The sequence below is a fragment of the Clostridium bowmanii genome (genome assembly GCF_018861315.1).
GTDB lineage: Bacteria > Bacillota > Clostridia > Clostridiales > Clostridiaceae > Clostridium_AD > Clostridium_AD bowmanii.
This window is the reverse complement of record NZ_JAHLDL010000013.1, coordinates 19,331-37,042: the sequence shown is the minus strand read 5'-3', so window position 1 is coordinate 37,042 and position 17,712 is coordinate 19,331. Positions and strand designations below refer to the sequence as shown.

General features: G+C 30.3%; 15 protein-coding genes. 13 read left to right on the top strand and 2 right to left on the bottom strand.

The window, feature by feature from the left end:
• Window positions 1-72 precede the first annotated feature (72 nt).
• Window positions 73-2,163, bottom strand: coding sequence for a methyl-accepting chemotaxis protein (locus tag KPL51_RS10425; RefSeq protein WP_216160637.1), 2,091 nt, complete (start codon window positions 2,161-2,163; stop codon window positions 73-75).
• Window positions 2,164-2,547: 384 nt separating this feature from the next.
• Window positions 2,548-3,126, bottom strand: a complete 579-nt coding sequence (locus tag KPL51_RS10420; RefSeq protein ID WP_216160635.1) for a nitroreductase family protein — start codon at window positions 3,124-3,126, stop codon at window positions 2,548-2,550.
• A gap of 179 nt (window positions 3,127-3,305) precedes the next feature.
• Here KPL51_RS10420 and KPL51_RS10415 point away from each other — a divergent pair, with 179 nt between their 5' ends.
• From KPL51_RS10415 to KPL51_RS10355, 13 genes are all read left to right on the top strand, one after another.
• The gene (locus KPL51_RS10415) at window positions 3,306-3,662 is read left to right on the top strand and encodes a metallophosphoesterase (protein ID WP_216160631.1); all 357 of its coding nucleotides are present in this window, start codon (window positions 3,306-3,308) and stop codon (window positions 3,660-3,662) included.
• Window positions 3,613-4,092 carry a 5'-nucleotidase C-terminal domain-containing protein gene (locus KPL51_RS10410; protein WP_216160628.1) on the top strand — a complete coding sequence of 160 codons (480 nt, stop codon included), beginning with the start codon at window positions 3,613-3,615 and terminating at the stop codon, window positions 4,090-4,092. The genes KPL51_RS10415 and KPL51_RS10410 overlap by 50 nt, the downstream gene beginning before the upstream one ends.
• Before the next feature lie 18 nt (window positions 4,093-4,110).
• A complete protein-coding gene (locus KPL51_RS24015) occupies window positions 4,111-4,368 on the top strand; it encodes a 5'-nucleotidase C-terminal domain-containing protein (protein ID WP_224854114.1) in 258 nt (85 codons plus the stop codon).
• 390 nt (window positions 4,369-4,758) lie between these two features.
• A complete protein-coding gene (locus tag KPL51_RS10400) occupies window positions 4,759-5,436 on the top strand; it encodes a VTT domain-containing protein (protein WP_216160625.1) in 678 nt (225 codons plus the stop codon).
• Window positions 5,411-5,956, top strand: coding sequence for a phosphatase PAP2 family protein (locus tag KPL51_RS10395; protein ID WP_216160622.1), 546 nt, complete (start codon window positions 5,411-5,413; stop codon window positions 5,954-5,956). Before KPL51_RS10400 ends, KPL51_RS10395 begins: the two co-directional genes overlap by 26 nt.
• 88 nt (window positions 5,957-6,044) lie before the next feature.
• Entirely contained in the window at window positions 6,045-7,061 is a 1,017-nt protein-coding gene (locus tag KPL51_RS10390) for a phosphodiester glycosidase family protein (protein WP_216160618.1), read from the top strand.
• 46 nt (window positions 7,062-7,107) lie between these two features.
• The gene (locus KPL51_RS10385; RefSeq protein WP_216160614.1) at window positions 7,108-8,136 is read left to right on the top strand and encodes a hypothetical protein; all 1,029 of its coding nucleotides are present in this window, start codon (window positions 7,108-7,110) and stop codon (window positions 8,134-8,136) included.
• 97 nt (window positions 8,137-8,233) lie between these two features.
• Window positions 8,234-9,217, top strand: coding sequence for a helix-turn-helix transcriptional regulator (locus KPL51_RS10380; RefSeq protein ID WP_216160611.1), 984 nt, complete (start codon window positions 8,234-8,236; stop codon window positions 9,215-9,217).
• Window positions 9,218-9,506: 289 nt separating this feature from the next.
• Window positions 9,507-10,082, top strand: a complete 576-nt coding sequence (locus KPL51_RS10375) for a GGDEF domain-containing protein (RefSeq protein WP_216160608.1) — start codon at window positions 9,507-9,509, stop codon at window positions 10,080-10,082.
• Window positions 10,083-10,461: 379 nt separating this feature from the next.
• Window positions 10,462-10,644: a hypothetical protein gene (locus tag KPL51_RS10370; RefSeq protein ID WP_216160605.1), complete on the top strand. Its 183-nt coding sequence runs from the start codon at window positions 10,462-10,464 to the stop codon at window positions 10,642-10,644.
• A 157-nt stretch (window positions 10,645-10,801) separates the two neighbouring features.
• Window positions 10,802-10,948, top strand: coding sequence for a hypothetical protein (locus KPL51_RS10365; protein ID WP_216160602.1), 147 nt, complete (start codon window positions 10,802-10,804; stop codon window positions 10,946-10,948).
• Window positions 10,949-11,164: 216 nt separating this feature from the next.
• A complete protein-coding gene (locus KPL51_RS10360) occupies window positions 11,165-14,245 on the top strand; it encodes a PD-(D/E)XK nuclease family protein (RefSeq protein WP_216160599.1) in 3,081 nt (1,026 codons plus the stop codon).
• The gene (locus KPL51_RS10355) at window positions 14,235-17,660 is read left to right on the top strand and encodes a UvrD-helicase domain-containing protein (protein WP_216160596.1); all 3,426 of its coding nucleotides are present in this window, start codon (window positions 14,235-14,237) and stop codon (window positions 17,658-17,660) included. Before KPL51_RS10360 ends, KPL51_RS10355 begins: the two co-directional genes overlap by 11 nt.
• Window positions 17,661-17,712: the final 52 nt, after the last annotated feature.

The window sequence follows — 17,712 nt, the reverse complement described above, 5'->3', positions numbered from 1 at the left end:
AATATTGCTGTCAAATCTAATTAAATCTAATTAAGAGGAAGGCATATTTGTGATTAAAAATCCTATCCATATTTATTTGATTTTAAATCTACCTACTATTTTATCTAATACAACTACTAATTCCTTTAATTCTTCTACGGTTCCAGATACATTTTTAATAGCTGCTTCTTGCTGCTCCATAGTTGCAGCGACTTCCTCAGTTGATGCAGCAGCTTGCTCAGTTATTGCAGATATTCCTTGAATAGCTGAAACTATATCCTCTTTCTCACTATCTACTTTATTGATGCTATTTGCAATACTTTGTATTTTTAACTTAGTATTATATATTGCATTTCCGATAACTTCAAAGGCATCTGTTGATGTTAACATTACAAAATTCGCTTCCTTAACAGTATTTTTAGCTTCATCCATATTGTTCTTGCCCAAACCTATTTCACCTTGAATTTGTTTTACAATATCATCTATTTCATGTGTAGATATAGCAGTTTTTTCTGCTAGTTTTCTGATTTCATCTGCTACCACAGCAAAACCTTTTCCACTTTCACCTGCTCTTGCTGCTTCTATTGCCGCATTTAAGGCTAGTAAATTTGTCTGACTTGCAATAGATTGGATGGTACTTATAATCTCACCTATTGAGTTTGATTTATTTGATAGTACGTCTATATTATTAGCTACTTTTTCAGTAGCTTGTACATTCAATTGGAGTTTTTCATTAAGTTCTTTAATCGCTTTACTACCTTTATCTTGGATTTTTTCCATTTCTATTGAATATTCTTTAAGACTCGATACACTAGCCGCAACTTCTTCTATCTCACCCGCAAGTGTATTCAATTTATAAGCACCATCTTGTGCCTCCCTTGCTTGTTCAACAGCCCCCTTAGCTAATTCTTCAACAGTTTGAGAAACCACAGTAATGGAATAGGATGTTTCATCTGCATTTACAGAAATTGTATTTGTAGACTCTAACACATCAGCAGAATCCTTGCTTAATTCCTCAACTACCTTTATTAGTTCTTTCCTAAGTTCTATTAAACTATTTCCCATGATACCAATTTCATCTTTGCTTAAGAGCATTTGGTTAATGTTCTTATCATTATAAGTTAAGTCTAGCTTAGATAATTTGTCTATAAACCTGGTGGCAACTTCTATTGGTCTAGATATTCTTCTGCCAATAGCTAATGCTATAACAATTGAAACTATAATTCCAAGGGCTATTATTAAAATAATAATATATATTGAATTGTTTAAATCTTTAAATACTTCTGAGCTTGGCACATTAACTCCCATAATTTGACCATTATTTAAAGTATAATAGCCCATCATTTGTTTATTGCCTTCAAAGCTTGTCTCTAAGGCCATTGATTTTTTATTTTTCAACTCATCAGTTATAAATTTATATCTTCCGTTATCTAATGTATCTAGTTTTTCAGTCTCTTTTTTACTTGCATCAACTATAAAACTATAATCCTTATCTAATAAAAATGCAGATCCAGTATCATATATCTTTGTATTTAAAATTATCTTTTTTAAACTTTCGAAAGAAATATCAATACCAGCAACTCCAACTAATACATTGTTAGCATATACGGGCATGGTATAAGATATCATATTCATTTTACTAGCTGAGTCTATATAAGGTTTTGACCATAATCCTGACTTAGCTTTAATTGGAGCATAATACCAATTCTTGTTAACATTGTTTTCAACAAAGTCCTCTGAGTTCTCATCATCAAGAAAGATTTCGCTTTGTTTTTTCTGTTCATCATAATCATAATATATTTCGCGAATTTTACTTCCATCTGTGAATTTAGGATCGAAAGTCATATACATCCCTACAAGACCTGTGTTGCTATCTCCTAAACTCTTCATTAACGTACTAAAAGTTTTTTCATAGGTATCCATATATTTTTGATCTTTAGCCTTAGATAAGTCCATTGTTCCTAAAACTAGTCCGGATAACTCATTTAGAGTATTTTCCACTTTTGTAGTGTGTATTGTGTATTCATTGCCTCTACTAAAAGCTATGTTTAATAGTCTCTCTGTGGTTTCCTGCTTAATAATGCTCGTGGATTTAACAATGCTTGTGATTCCGACAATTGCTGATACCAAAATGGAACAACTCACTATGGCGATAATTATTTTAGTACTAATCTTAGTTTTCATTAAAAATCCTCATTGGTATAATTGTAAAATATATTAAATAATTGCATTACTATTTCATTATAATTTAATATAATACAATAGCTAATTATATTATCGGTTATTTTTGTGAATTGTTTATAGAAAAAAACAATTCACAGTATTTTTAGATAGAGTAGCTCTTGTTAAGTTTAACAGTGAGTGAGGTTTAATTTTGATAAATAGACAGATTTATACTATAATAAATGTTAAGTAGAATATGATTTTCTATGATATGACTTAAACTTTGCTTCACTGAAAATAAAACAGCAAATAAAAAGCTATGAAATATTTATTCATAGCTTTTTATGTTTATTATAAAATTTTTGTATATCCTCTTTAAATCGAAAATGTGAATTTGTTTTATTTTTATTTGTTGTTGCCTAAAATAATTTCATCTAATGATCTTTTAGGTACATGGTGTACTTCTTTTTCATCTCTCCAATACTTAATATCTGCAGGTAAACTCATTTCGTCAATAACAACGATTTCTCTAGGTTTTCCTAATGCTATGACTAAGTCAATTGCAAAATTTTCATCTAAGTTAAGAACAGAAGCTAGTTCTACCTTATTAATATTGGCCAGCATGCAACCACCTAAACCTTTTTCTACAGCTCCAAGTAGTATGGTTTGAGCTGATATACCTATATCTAAAGGCGGCTTTTTACTAATAGATAAGTCGTTAAGCATAACTATATATGCACTTGGTTTTTCACCTTCTATAGGACCATCCCAATCTTTTAGGTAACCAGCCCATCCTAAAGTTTTAAATATGCTCTCATTTTTAATTGAACCATTTGAAATAATGTACTTCAATGGTTGAAGATTTGCAGCTGAAGCCGATAACCTTGCAAGGCCAATTAATTCTTTTAAAGTACTTAATTCTATAACTTCATTCTGATAAAATTTTCTGTATGATCTATTTTTCAAAACTAAATCTTTAATCATTTTGCACCTCCATAAATTTAAATCTATTGCATACAGTATAGTCAAAATAAAAGTATATATCAACTAAAGTATGCAATAATAATAGGAAATTGTAACTTTTTACATTAGATATGATAAAATAAGGATATAAATTAATAAGATATTCAAATAGAAGATAAGCTTTGATTGGAGAGTTTAATATGTGTAATAACGAAAAATTTCTACTAACAATTTTAGAAACCAGCGATGTTCATGGGTATGTATTACCCATAAATTACTCGGATAATTCCTATGTAAACTGTGGCCTAGCAGCTTTATCTACTATAATTACTAAAGAGAGAGCAATAAATCAGAATACCTTACTTATAGATAATGGGGATATGCTCCAAGGTACTGCACTTACATACTTTCATGCTAAAATTAGTGATAATATACCAAATCCAATGATTCAATCTATGAATCTTATGGGATATGATGTTGCTGTAATTGGTAATCATGAATTTAATTATGGCAGAGATTATTTGGATAATGCATATAGAAGGCGGCATGGTTATTAAAGACCATTTAAATACAAGGCTTAAAGATAATGCTTATGCTGAGTTTATAAATAATGTTCAGATGGAAGCAGCTAAGGTTGAAATATCTTGTACCTCTATTTTTGATAATAACTGCAAGGGATTTAAGCATAATGTTACAATGCGAGATATCATATCAAATTATAAATATCCAAACACTCTAAAAGTAATAAGTTTAAAAGGTGTTGACATTAAGGCAGCATTAGAAAGAACTGCAGAATATTTTACTATTGTTAATGCGGAAATAGAGGTAAGCAAGACTGGTATTTATAATAAACTTCAACATTATAATTATGATATGAGGGAAGGAATAGATTATATTATAGATATTTTAAACGCAGTGGTATCAACACTTAGTATGTGTAATTTACTTATATTTTATACAATAATACTTAACACCACTAACTCATGACTGAAGTCACGAGAGTGCGTGGCGAAATCTTCAAAACCCATAAATTCAAGAATTACGAAAATCAATTATAAAAATTATCCTCTTAACATGGAGGAGAACTATGCTGTGGTAATGAATAATTACAGAGCCGGTGGCGGTGGTGATTATTTAATGTTTAAAGGTAAACCTATCCTTAAAGATATACCCATGGATATGGCTGAACTAATTGCAAATTATATTATTGAAAGAAAAACAGTTAAGGTAAAAGTGAATGATAATTGGAAAGTTATATGTTAGATTAGTTAGAAAACTTATATAAAGAAAATTTAAATAGAGATGGAATTAATAAAATGATTTTTCAAATAAGTTTTCAATGAAAATTATTTACGATAACCTATACAACTATATTCATGATAGAGATGGAAATGCATCAGAAAATATTTTGAAACAAGGAATAAAAGAAGTTGGTTGAGTATGATGGCTAGGCATTTAGTGCCTAGCCATTATTTTTTTGGTAATGAGCACTTGCCACGTGGGTGTCAACTTTTTTGCAACTATTTTATTGTTAGCTATCATAAAACTTAAGCTATATTTAAGTCCTTTTTAATCTATTTTTAATCTTACCAATATATAATATGAATTGTGGGAAAATATATAGAAGATTCATATAACGAAAGGGGAAAAAACATGGATATTCCAATCAGCTTTATAAATGGAATAATGCATATTGATAAGTATTTGACTTTACTAATACAGCAGTATGGGTTATTAACCTACATTATTATTTTTTTAATCATATTTATTGAAACAGGATTGGTTGTTATGCCATTTTTACCAGGAGACTCAATGTTATTTGCAGCAGGAGCACTGGCAGGAATTGGATCGATGAATATATTCACTATTTTTGTAGGAGTGTATCTTTCAGCAGTACTTGGAGATAGTACTAATTATCATATTGGTAAAAAGATTGGTAAAAAAATATTGGAGAAAAAAGAATTAAAGTATATTAACAAAGAGCATTTGGAAAAAGCTCAGGATTTTTATGAAAAACATGGTTCGATGACAATCGTAATCGGACGATTTATTCCTATAATTAGAACCTTCGTACCTTTTGTAGCTGGTATTGGAGAAATGAATTACTCGAAATTTATACCTTACAATATAATTGGTGGGGGTCTATGGGTAAGTTTATTTCTAGGTGGAGGCTATTTCTTTGGTAATCTATCATTTATAAAAGAACATTTTTCTTATATGTTAATAGCTATAATAATAATTTCTTTATTACCAGCAGTTATAATGTTTATAAAAGAAAAAAGAAAAAAAGGTGAAAATGATGAAAATGATATCCATAATACAGCGATTTGATTGTTTTATATTATTGTATATAAAAGATAATATGCATGGAACTATTATGGATAAAGTCATGGTTGTATCGTCATACTTAGGTGATAATGGAATGATATGGATTATAATATCAACTATTCTTATAATAAGTAAAAGATATAGAAAAATAGGTTTTATGGCTTTAGGAGCTTTAATATTAAGCTCAATTTTAGGAGAAGAAATATTTAAACATGTATTTAGGCGTATAAGGCCAGCAACACTTAACCTTTTAATAGCAAAGCCTGTGTCCTATTCATTCCCATCAGGGCACACAACTTCTTCATTTGCAGTTGCAGGAGTGCTAGCAAAATATTTTAAAAAGTATGCATTTTGGTTTTTAGGTCTGGCATTTTTTATATCTTTTTCAAGATTATATTTATATGTACATTATCCTACAGACATTTTAGCGGGCATAGTTTTAGGGCTTATATGCAGTAAAATAATAATTTACTCTTTTAATAAATCAAATGCTAATAATAGTGATAATAGGGCCAGCATTTAAGAGAAAGAGGCGGTAATGTGTATCTTAATATTGGAAAAAGAATAGATGAATTTGATTTAGTTATTTAATAAGAAAAAGGATGGTTCTTATGAAAGAAAAAGAGAAAATTAGAAAAACTAAAAGAAGTACAAGCACTATTGTTTTATTATTTATAATATTTGAATTAATTTTTACAACTGTTACAAGCCCATTTATGCTTTATTATGGACCATTTAAAAATGTGAAGAGTACAGTGGTAGGTGCAGCAATGACTACTTATACATTACAATGGCTAGCAACATCATTTATATCAGATAAAAAAATAAATAAAATTATGAGCGAACAAACAGTAGCTGTTATAGCTCAAGATAATTCAAAAGGAGTAAATTTCGGTGTAAATGTAAAAAGTAAAAATGATAATAGTATTGAAAGATATGATGTAACAGGTAAAAAGTTTAAAGGGTCTTTGCTAGTAATTAATGATCCAACTAGATTAAAAGTTGGTTACAGCAATAATCTGGGCAAGGAAGGTGAGCTCACTAGTGATATTGCAAAAGATAATAATGCCATTGCAGCTATTAATGGTGGTGGGTTTACAGATAAAGCTTCTGAATCGCTACAGACTGGAGTGGGGGCAAATCCTTCTGGAGTTATAATGTCCAATGGAAAAATTGTTTACAATGGTATGAAGAATGAAAATCAAAAGAGACAAGCTGTAGCCATTACTAAATCAGGAAAGCTGTTGGTTGGTGCTTATTCCATCAAAGAAATGAAAAGTATTGGGGTAACTGAAGCAGTATCATTTGGACCAGCTATGATAGTTAATGGTGAAAAAACTATAACTAAGGGTGATGGGGGATGGGGAATTGCACCTAGAACATGTATTGCACAAAGGAAAGATGGAGCAATACTATTATTAGTTATTGATGGGAGAGAGCTACAAAGTATAGGGGCTACTTTAAGAGAGGCACAGGACGTATTGTATGACAATGGTGCGTATAATGCAACTAACTTAGATGGAGGCTCTTCTTCTACATTGTTTTATAATGATGAGGTTATAAATAATCCTTGCGGTAAATCTGGTGAGAGAACTGTACCTTCAATTATCTATGTGGAAAAGAGATAATAATAAAATTTTATCAGGAATATCTAACATTAAAGGAGAAAGCATTATGAAATGGAAGAAAAGAATAGGTATATGGGCAGTAGTATCTTTATCTCTGCAATTTTTAGGACTCTTTTATATAAATAATTATTTTTTAGCAAATGATTCTAAAGTGGTTACGAAAGAGGTTGTTTACGATAAAAGTAAGATAATAAAAAATAAGGAGATTATTGTACCAGCAAATGCGAAAAATATATTAGTATCTTATGATGGTAAATATTTATCCTACTTTGAAAATGAGGAATTAAAAATTGTTAATTGTAGTGATGGAAAGATTCAAAATATAAAGGCGGAAGATGGAACTAAAATTTCTTTTCCCAAATGGCTCCCGGATAGGAATAGAATACTATTAGTAGAGAAAAAAAGTGATGCTAAATCTAGTGACTTAGTATTATATTCTTATGATGTACTAAAAAGGGAAAAAGCAAAAATAAAAGATTTAGCATTGGGCGATATAAACTCTGAAGTGAAAGATATTAAATTATCACCTTTAACAGGAGTTACTTATTTATTGGTGATAAGTGGAGATAAGAGTAGTAGCTTATATAGAATCGACAGAATGGGTGAAATGACAAAAACGAGCACAATACCTAGTTCTGTGGGTAATATGGCATCAGTGCGCCATGAAGATAAATTGGTGTATGAAGGGTTAACTTACAATAAAATATATGCTACAAGTGGTGATCAACCTATAAGTATTAAAGGTGTAGAAAAACTTACGCTAATTGGTAGTGACTTTGAGGATAACATGTACCTTGGAGAAGTGAAAAATAATTTGGTTACCAAAATTTATTATGGTAAAACATTAGAGAACACTGGGAAATGGAAAGTTTTAAATCTACCAATACCTTCTACAAAAAATGACTTATTTATTTCGCCTGATGGTAAAGTTTATCAAAATGATGAAGTGAAAAGTGTGATAAAAGAAGTTAATTCTGGAACTCAAACTAGCTATGAAGGAAAAGTATTACAATTGTATTCTAAAGGAATTGTAACTTTATTAAATAACAAAATATCTTTTGTTCCTTTTAAGTAGTTAATAACTTTAAACTATACGATACAAGTTATATGTAATATCAAAGTTTTTCTGATATAATCTATTTAGATAGACGTATTGGAAAGGACTTGATATTATGTTACCCTATAGTGATTATGGTAAAAGTAGAAGGTTACTCGAAACTTTTAGATTAATAAAAGCTGGAATAGCCAAAACACCAAAAGAAATAGCAGATATATTTGAAACTTCACCGGATAACATTCATAATTATGTGAAAGAATTAAATGAGGAATGGGAAACGGATATTATATATGATAAGTCAGAAAAAAGTTATAGAGTAAATGATGACGTTGATGTAAATGGGGATGGAATACTAGAGGCCAATAAATATGTACAACCTGTTACAGCTGAGGATGTAAATCTAATATTAGCCTCTTTAGTTCAATCTCAAACATTTATGGAAACTAAAATATCAGTAATAAAAAGCAGCTTACTCGCCTTGCTACCTAAAAAAGAAGCTAAAAAATTGACTGAGATGCTTCACTTTGAGAAATCTTCTAATATTGATCATCAATATATTGAATTCAATATTAAAAACTTAAGGAAGGCCATCTCTGAAGAGAAAAAAGTAAGCTTTAGCTATAATTCAGCTGTGGGAAATCATAAGACCCACACAATAATACCCTACAGCTTTGCTTGTGAACTTGGTAAATACTATATTATTGGATATTTAGAAAGAAAAGATTGCCTAATACATTTTAGAATTGATAGAATATCAAATGTAACCATTTTAGACGAAGAAGGAAAAAGAGACAGTAAGTTTAATGTCTATAACTACCTTAAAAGAACCTGGTATATGTATGGTGGTGATGAAACAAGAGTAAAGGTTAAGTTTAATAAACGCTGCTTTAAGGTAGTAACTGAAAAAAGTTTACTTGAAGGAAGTCTAGTTGAAGAAAATGAGGAATATTTTATATATGAGTTTGTTTGTAATGGTACATATGGAATAAAGCTATGGATTATGGGCTTTGGTGCAGATGCAGAGGTTATAGAACCGGTAATGTTCAGAGAAGAGATTAGAGACAGTGTAAGGGATATGAATAAGGTTTATGGGATATAGATTACAACTTAAAAATATTGTTTGAAAAACAAGGGCATTTTATTTAATTTCAGCTCCCCGTTAAAAGATGAGAACTCTGCATCTTTTAATTGGGAGTTTATTTTTGTCTGTCGCATGAAAAGATATATTATAATTTTAAAAAACATTATGGGAAGGAAAATTTTTCTAGCTGCTCAATTGTACAATTATATTATAGATATAAATATTAATTACGCAAGGCGCCTAAAAAGTATTCTATCCAGATTTAACTTATTATTTTTAAAAATGTTTAATAGTGGGGTGAAAGTATTTGAATTACAAAGAAGTTGGAAATGAAAGGCTTATAGAAATAATAGAGGAAAAAGATAAACTTATACTAGAACTTAAAAGCATGAAAATTGAATTGCAACATCAAGCAGGTTTGGATTATGTAACTGGAGTATTAAACAGGAGAGCAGGTTTGAAAATTTTAGAGACAACTATTGATGAGGCAGAGGGGCAAGGAGAAAATTTTATAATATGTTTTGCTGATATTGACGATTTTAAAAAAATAAATGACACTTATGGTCACAATGAGGGGGACAAAATTCTAACAGAAATTGGTAATATACTGAGAGCAAATATTAGAAAAACTGATACTGTATTTAGAATAGGTGGTGATGAGTTCGTAATTATATTCCCAAAAACAACATTAGAAGTGGCAAGAAGTATTTGTTCAAGGGTATGTATGAACATTTATGAAATGAAGAAAAGGGATAATTGTGACCACAGGCTAGGGTTAAGCTGTGGCTTGTCTGAATATAACACTAACAGTAAAATATCTGCTAGTGAATTAATAAGGCGAGCAGATGAGGGAATGTATGTTTGTAAGAGGTTGAAAAGATAATAGGAAATAATATTTAAGAAAAGAATGAAGATAGAAATAAAATAATGGAATTACCGGATGAAACTATAGAGATAATAGGAAATGATAAGTCATCTCAGGGGTTTTTACTCTTTTGTGCAAATAGGAGCATAGTTGTAGGACAGGGGATAATTAAGGAAAATATTTATTTTAAATGAAGGAATTTTAAAGTTTGTGTAGAATGTTATTATTTATATAAATTTAACAAAAATATATGTCAGAATTTAAAACTTGCTTTTGGGTATTAGATTCAAAAATATTTATTTTCTAAATACAAAGCTAAGGGTTTTAGCATGTTAATTTTTTGTAATTATTTGAAGTCAATAAAACTAGAAGATGATAAAAAAGGAGGATGTTTAAAATGGGATTAATAAAGTTAATTACAAAAATAGGTATTGGAGCAGGTGCAGCAGTAATAGCAGTAACTGCACTACCAATTGCAGGTGCAGTAGGAGCAATTACTGCTACTGGGGCAGGCGTAGCAGCAGTAGTAGGTGGAGTTGCGGCTACTATTGATCATGTAAATGAAAAAAATAAGGACTAAATAAATTGTAGATTGTTATGAATTTAAGGTAAGTACAAAACTTGCTTTTACAAATCATGTGCAATAATAGAATATTAAGGTTCTTGGAAGAGGAAAATTAATAAAAAGTAAGTTTGAGAAGAGTATAATATAAATTATTGAGATAGGAGGTCTACGAATGCCAAGTCCGAAGGATACGAATGGCCCTGTAGTTAAGACTGGGCCAACAGCAGGTCAAAACAGATCAAGAAATGTAGATGGTGAATGGAGAAAAAAAAGAGATGACGCGGGAAAGCCACGTCCTAAAATTGAGAGTAATAGATAGCATATTAAGAGCAGACGAGCTATATGATAAAACTAGAGATTAATATTTGATAATATTCCTATAATCTTTAATAGGTATTGTACAGTTAAGACAAGCAAGCCGTAACCACAAGTTACTGCTTGCTTTATTTATTTTGACCAAACTTATGATACAATATAATTAGTAATAAGTGATAATTTCCAATAAAAGTCTACCAACCATAGGAGATGTACCCCCATGAATAAGATAATATATTTTGAAAAACTATTTACAAAACGAAGAGAGAATCTTCTAGAATACTGCTCAGAACTTCAGAAATGTGGTAAAAACTTTATTTATATATTACCCTCTAGAGAAGCTATCATGGATGTTAGATATGCACTTATAGAGAAAAATAAAGGAATTATTAATTCATATATTATTACTTTTGATGAACTTGAAGAACTTATTGTAGACCCTTATATAAGTAAAGAAAGAATTATATATGAAGAGTTCGAGCAGATTTTAATACAAGGTATTTGTAAAAAATCTATAGATAATCTTACATACTACACGAAGATATGCACTAAGAAAGGCTTTATAGAAGAAATAAGAACTTTTATAAAAGCATTAAAAAGGCAAACTGTAACTGAAGATAATCTGTTAAATATAGTTAGAAATGAAGAAAATGAAATTTTAAAGAGTAAACTAGAGGATATTTATATCATTTATAAAGCTTACAATAAAAGTTTAAGTGAGAATAATGTCTATGATATAAATGATATATCTTTAAAGGCCGTTGAATTTGCGAAGAGTAGCAAGGTCTTTGATGAATTTGATGCAATTATAATAGATGGTTTTATTAATATAGATGTGGTTAATCTGGAGCTTATAAATGAAATATCAAAGAGCAAAGATATAGATATCTATGTAAATAGTTCCTTTAGAAATCATCTTATTGAGCCTTTTATAAGAGGTGAGATAGTTAATAAACTTAAAATTATGGATTTTCATATAGTAGAGGATATAGAGGAAGAGTACAAAAGTGATGAAAAGATAAAGCAGATATCAAAAATGTTGTACTCAGGAGAAAAGTTGAACATAGATGAAAATCCCAAACAAATTTGTAAGCACGATATAATGCAAAACTCTTGCGAAAAATTTAAATGCATAAAGATTAATAAGTATCCCTGCATAGAAGCAGAAGTTAGAGAAACTGCTAGAGATATCAAAAAATCCTTAATGAATGGTGATAAGGCTTCAGAGATTGCTTTGTTTGTAAATAAAAGCACTCTTTATTCCTCAATTATTATAAAGATATTTAAGGAGTTTAAAATTCCAGTTGAGATGATATATAAAATTCCTCTTACTGATTCATTAGAGGTTAGAAAAATCATTGCGAGCTTTGAAAAAAATGAAGAGGAAGATATAAAATCGGCCTCACAGTGGCTTAATATATTAGAGGAGAAGTTTTTGAGATATCATGAAATAATTAAACCGGTATTTTTAAATGGTCTTAGTAGTGATTTGTGCTTTGAGGACAAGGTATTACTAAAAGGCTATGAAGGTTTAAAAAGACTCCTTAAGAATCTAAGAAATAATTTTGAAATCTGCCACATGCTCGAAAATAATATGGAGAGTGTTATATTTGCTGATTTCTTAAAAGATTATGCACTAAATTCAACAATAACCATTGAAAATATGAATACAGATGGTGTTAAAATTTTAAATACTGATCTTGCTAAGGGAGTATTTTATAAGCATGTATATATACTTGGGTTAAATGAAGGAGAAGTACCAAAGGTAGTTCGGAATGCAGGTTTATTCACAGATATGGAAGTAGATAAGCTATATAAACAAGGCATTAATTATAGAAATTATAGATATGAGCTTTCAAGGGAAAAAATTAGATTTAATCTAACTCTAGCAGCTGCAAAAGAGACCTTAACACTGTCCTATAGAGGCGCAAGTGAAGAGGGTGGGTTTGCAATAGCTTCATCATTTGTGGATGAGATTAAGTTCTTAACTGGGATTAAAGAAGAAAGAGTTTTAACCATGAGAGATAGGTTCAATATAAATATAAACGAAGTTATGAGCGAATTAGAATTGAAAACAGTTGTTCTAAAGGATATATTTGAGAAATATTATAAAGGCTTCACTGATAAGAATATTGATAAGAGAATATCTTATGCTCTGGAATTTGAAGTAAATATAGTGGATTATTATGCAAAGTGCTTTGTGGAATATCATAGAGAAGTGCAGGCGGACTATAATAATTACGAGGGCTGGATTGGCAGTGAGTATGCACAGGGTAAGATTGAATATTTTAAACCATCAGCAGTAGGATCATATTTCAGATGCCCTTATCAATATTTTATGCAACAATTTTTTGGGATTAGGGATGTGGAAGAGAGTGAGAATGCGTTTAATAATCTTGAAATAGGGACCTTTTATCATGAGATTTTAAAAAGATATTATGAAAATACATCAATAGAGGAACTTTACTTGTTGGATAATGGGAAAATAGATTTGGTATTTAATGAGGACAAGTTTAATAAGATATTTGATGATGAAGCCCAAAATCTTAGAGTGTTAGACATAGAGGATGATAGGAAAGAAAACATCTTGGAAGGTTATAGGAATACATTGAATAACTTCCTTGAGCTTGATGTTAAAAGAATGAAAAAATATTTGAAGGATACAAAAAATATTCTTGTCCCATTTTTAATAGAAGAAAAAATTAAAGAGAAAGCGGTCTTTGGAATACCTATTTCCTGTGTGGTGGATAGGGTTGATTTGGAATTTGAATATGTGGACAATCAGTGGATGCCTACAGGTAAATATATGGTATATGATTACAAGAAGCGCTCCATTTCAGATATTGGAGCAATACTAGCAAGAGAGGATTGTCAAATTGTGATTTACTATTATATGGTGGAATACATTTTGAAAAACAGATTTAGTAAGCTATTTAAAAATAGAGAATTAGATTGCATGGGGCTTATTTATTTGAGCATAGAAAATCAGAATAAGACGGGCCTCGTTAAAGAAGGCTTATATAGAACTGAGTACAAAGCTTCAACTGATTTTGGAAGAAAGCATTTTGACGTAAATATAGATATGTTTAATATACTTACGGAGTATGTTAGAGATTTAGTAATAGAGGCAGCCAGTGATATAAAACAAGGTAAATTTAACTACAAGTCTAATTGTAGTTCCTTCGATGGAAAAAGTTTTGGTGGCTATAGTTGCTCGTTTAAGAATGTATGCAGGTATAACAAAAATAAGCTATTATTACAAAATACAGTTTTCAAAGGAGGTACTTCAGATGTGCATTAAAGAAAAATTTAGTTTTGCTAAATTCTTTGGACTGAATAGTGAGCAAAGCGAGGCTGTGGATGTTGAGAAAAATATATCTCTTTCAGCAGGCGCGGGCTCTGGAAAAACTAGAGTTTTGACTAGCAGATTTTTAACATTACTTGATAGTGGTACTTCTATAGATGAAATTGTAGCTATAACCTTTACTGAAAAAGCTGCACTAGAGATGAAAAGTAGAATTAGAGGCGGAATATTGGATAAGATTGCAATAGAAGATAAACAAAGCAGGCCATTATGGCAGCAGCAGTTAGATAATTTAAACAGAGCTAATATTACCACTATACATAGTTTTGCTGCAACAATTGTTAGAGAAAATGCTGCATTTTTGGGTATTGATTTTAATTTTGCAATAATAAATCAAATCCAAAAGAGTGTATTTTTAAAAGATAAGCTTAATGAAATAATTAACACTATGTTTTCTGATGAAAATTATATTAAAGAAGTTAATAGTCTTTATAATTTCTTTGAGAAAAAATATGTAGATGAACAATTATGTATTGATATATTAAAGCTTAGAGAAGATATAGCTGAAAGCAGTGAGAATATTCATGAAATTTTAGAAGGAGCTAAAGAAGATAAGTTAACTAGTTTTATTTTAATAATGGTCAAAGAATTAGATGATAGCTATTATCAGTACAAACTCTCAAAAGATATGTTTGATTTTGGAGATCTTCAGAAGAAGGCCTTTGAAATACTAGAAAGTAAGCTTATGTGTGATAATTATAAGGACAGATACAAGAACTTTTTAGTGGATGAATTTCAGGATACCAATGAACTTCAGAGAAAAATATTATACAAGCTTACAGCAGATGAGAATGGAAAATTAATACCAAAGAAACTCTTTGTAGTTGGAGATTTTAAACAGGCTATTTATGGTTTTAGGGGAACGGATTCTACTATATTTAAACGGGTATCTGAGGATATGGGGGAAAGTGGATTAAAGTCTCTTAATATATGTTATAGAAGTGAGCCTGAGATTATAAAGGGTATAAATGAAATATTTCAGTATCTTATAGAGGATTATCAACCGCTTAAGCATAAAGATGAGGATGATAATCAAAATAAGGTGGAATTAGAAACTGCAATAGGAACTATAAAAGTAAATAAAATAGAAAAAAGAATAAGCATAGTTACATATAGTGATGAAAAATCTGGCGATACTGACCTAATAAAAAAGGCAAAGGCAATTATAAAAGATAAAAGAGAAATTGAAGAATTTAAAGCAGTTCTAAATGAAATAAAAGAGAGTTTTGGAGTGGTTACCGAAAAGCCATCTAGTGGAGCGGAAACAGTAATAAAATCAATAAAGCTCTTGAGAGATAAGGGAATTAACTTTAAAGATATTTGTATACTTGTACGAAGTCGCGGGATAGTTCCAGATATTGAAGAGCAGATTTGCAAATATAAAATACCCTACTGCATAATAGGTGGAACTGGGTTCTTCGACAAGAGTGAAACAAAGAACATATTGAATTTATATGAGCTTGCTGTCAAGGGATTTAATGAAAAACAGACAGATAAGCAGTTAATTAAGCTTTTATCAGTACTGAAAAGTCCACTGTTTGAGCTTCCAGATGATGTGCTTTTAAAAGTAAGACAAACGCAACTAGAGCTTGTGGAGGTATCTTTTGTTGATGCTATGATTACAGCCGTGCAGGAGCTTTCAGATGATTATCAAAAAAGTAGTCTTATTAAGTCCTATGAGTACTTAAAAGAGTTGGAAGCTACAGCAAAAAAAATGAGTGTTGTAAGAATCTTAGAGAGTATAATAGAGGGCCGTGGAATTAAAGAAATATATCTTGCAAAAAAGAATGGGCCGCAAAAGCTACGAAATATAGAAAAACTTTTAAAACTTGCAGAGCAGTATGACAATGAAGAATTTTTTAGTAGTGAGGAATTCATAGAATACATTGAGTTTCTTAATGAAAACAATAATAATGAAGCTGAGGCAGCCCTTGATACTGAAGATTCAGAGGCAGTAAAGATAATGACAATACATGCTTCAAAAGGACTAGAATTTGAGGCTGTCATTGTGCCTAGTATTGAAAGAAATGTTATTAGTTTAAGCAAAAATCAAAATAATAAAGTTGGGTTTATACATTATAAAGATACCATACTTTCAAGATATAACATGAATGGAGAACAGTGTAGTGAATTTATAGATGTTCTAAATGAAAAATTAACAAACGAAATTCATGAAGAAATAAGAATACTATATGTGGCTATGACCAGAGCCAAACAGTACATTGTACTCACAGGTAAAGAAGAGGAGTATGATGGAAACTTTAAATTAAGTGAGGAAAACCTAGTAGAAAATTTAAATACTTATGAAAAAATGATAAAATATGCAACACTAGCAGATAGAGCAAATTTAGACACAATTGCATTTATGAGCTCAGAAGATCTTGTGCAAATTAAGGTGCAGGAACACAATATAGTGGAAGAGGCGCTACTGGATGATAAGGACATAAGAAATAGAATTTTATTTAAACCACAAATAAAGCCAAGGAACTATGCCAGCGCTTCAAAATACATGAGTTACAGTAACTGTCCAAGAAAATATTATTATGAAAATATTTTAGGGGGGAGATACGCGGACTATACCAAAATACTGGAAATGAAATTACAAGAAAAAACAGTAGATATAGCAAGTGGGATAAAAGCAACGGATAAAGGGGTAATTGTTCATAAGGTTTTAGAACATATGAATAAGCAGGGCAGCGAAAATTATGAAACTTATATTGAGGATATTTTAGATAAGACTTATTTAGAAGAAGCAGAGAAATTAATCCAGGATGACGATCCAAAGGAAGATGTGGATATTAAAAAAAGTTATAGAGATGAGGTAGAAGCATTACAAAATGAAATAAAAACCTTCGCAAACAACTATTTGGAAATGGAAGAAAAACAAAATAGTGAATGTGCTTATGGAGAACTTATAAAAAGCAGTAGCGAGGTATCCTATCTTCTTGCGCCTCTTGAAGATAAGAAAATGATGATAAATGGTTTTATTGACAGGTTGAAACTATATAAAAAAGGTGACAAGCGAATTGCTGTAATTATTGACTATAAAACCAACAAAATAAGCGGAGAATATAACGCAAAACATTTCAAAGAAGTATACTCTGATCAACTAATGATATATGGAAAAGCGGTAAAGGAACTATTGCAGGTTGATGAGATAAATTTAAAGCTATACCTTCTACAGACAGGAGAAGTGGTTTCTATTGAATATGATGAAAGTAAGGTAACTAAGCTTATGAAGACTATGGATGGAAGCTTCTATAAAATGAACACTGCAGTAAGTTTGGAGGATTATATGAAGGCTGAAAGTGAACAGTGTAGTTGGTGTAAGTATAGAAATGGTTGTTTGTAGGGGATTTTATTTAAAATGTTATAGAAGGAAAAATTTTTCCTTTGGCGAATGG

Excerpts from the sequence above, each read along its gene's own strand:
- KPL51_RS10420 (WP_216160635.1), bottom strand. The coding sequence starts at position 3,126 with ATGATTAAAGATTTAGTTTTGAAAAATAGATCATACAGAAAATTTTAT.
- KPL51_RS10425 (WP_216160637.1), bottom strand. The coding sequence starts at position 2,163 with ATGAAAACTAAGATTAGTACTAAAATAATTATCGCCATAGTGAGTTGT.
- KPL51_RS10395 (WP_216160622.1), top strand. The coding sequence starts at position 5,411 with ATGATATCCATAATACAGCGATTTGATTGTTTTATATTATTGTATATA.
- KPL51_RS10385 (WP_216160614.1), top strand. The coding sequence starts at position 7,108 with ATGAAATGGAAGAAAAGAATAGGTATATGGGCAGTAGTATCTTTATCT.
- KPL51_RS10365 (WP_216160602.1), top strand. The coding sequence starts at position 10,802 with ATGCCAAGTCCGAAGGATACGAATGGCCCTGTAGTTAAGACTGGGCCA.
- KPL51_RS10390 (WP_216160618.1), top strand. The coding sequence starts at position 6,045 with ATGAAAGAAAAAGAGAAAATTAGAAAAACTAAAAGAAGTACAAGCACT.
- KPL51_RS10400 (WP_216160625.1), top strand. The coding sequence starts at position 4,759 with ATGGATATTCCAATCAGCTTTATAAATGGAATAATGCATATTGATAAG.
- KPL51_RS10410 (WP_216160628.1), top strand. The coding sequence starts at position 3,613 with ATGGCAGAGATTATTTGGATAATGCATATAGAAGGCGGCATGGTTATT.
- KPL51_RS10370 (WP_216160605.1), top strand. The coding sequence starts at position 10,462 with ATGGGATTAATAAAGTTAATTACAAAAATAGGTATTGGAGCAGGTGCA.
- KPL51_RS10355 (WP_216160596.1), top strand. The coding sequence starts at position 14,235 with ATGTGCATTAAAGAAAAATTTAGTTTTGCTAAATTCTTTGGACTGAAT.
- KPL51_RS10360 (WP_216160599.1), top strand. The coding sequence starts at position 11,165 with ATGAATAAGATAATATATTTTGAAAAACTATTTACAAAACGAAGAGAG.
- KPL51_RS10380 (WP_216160611.1), top strand. The coding sequence starts at position 8,234 with ATGTTACCCTATAGTGATTATGGTAAAAGTAGAAGGTTACTCGAAACT.
- KPL51_RS10415 (WP_216160631.1), top strand. The coding sequence starts at position 3,306 with ATGTGTAATAACGAAAAATTTCTACTAACAATTTTAGAAACCAGCGAT.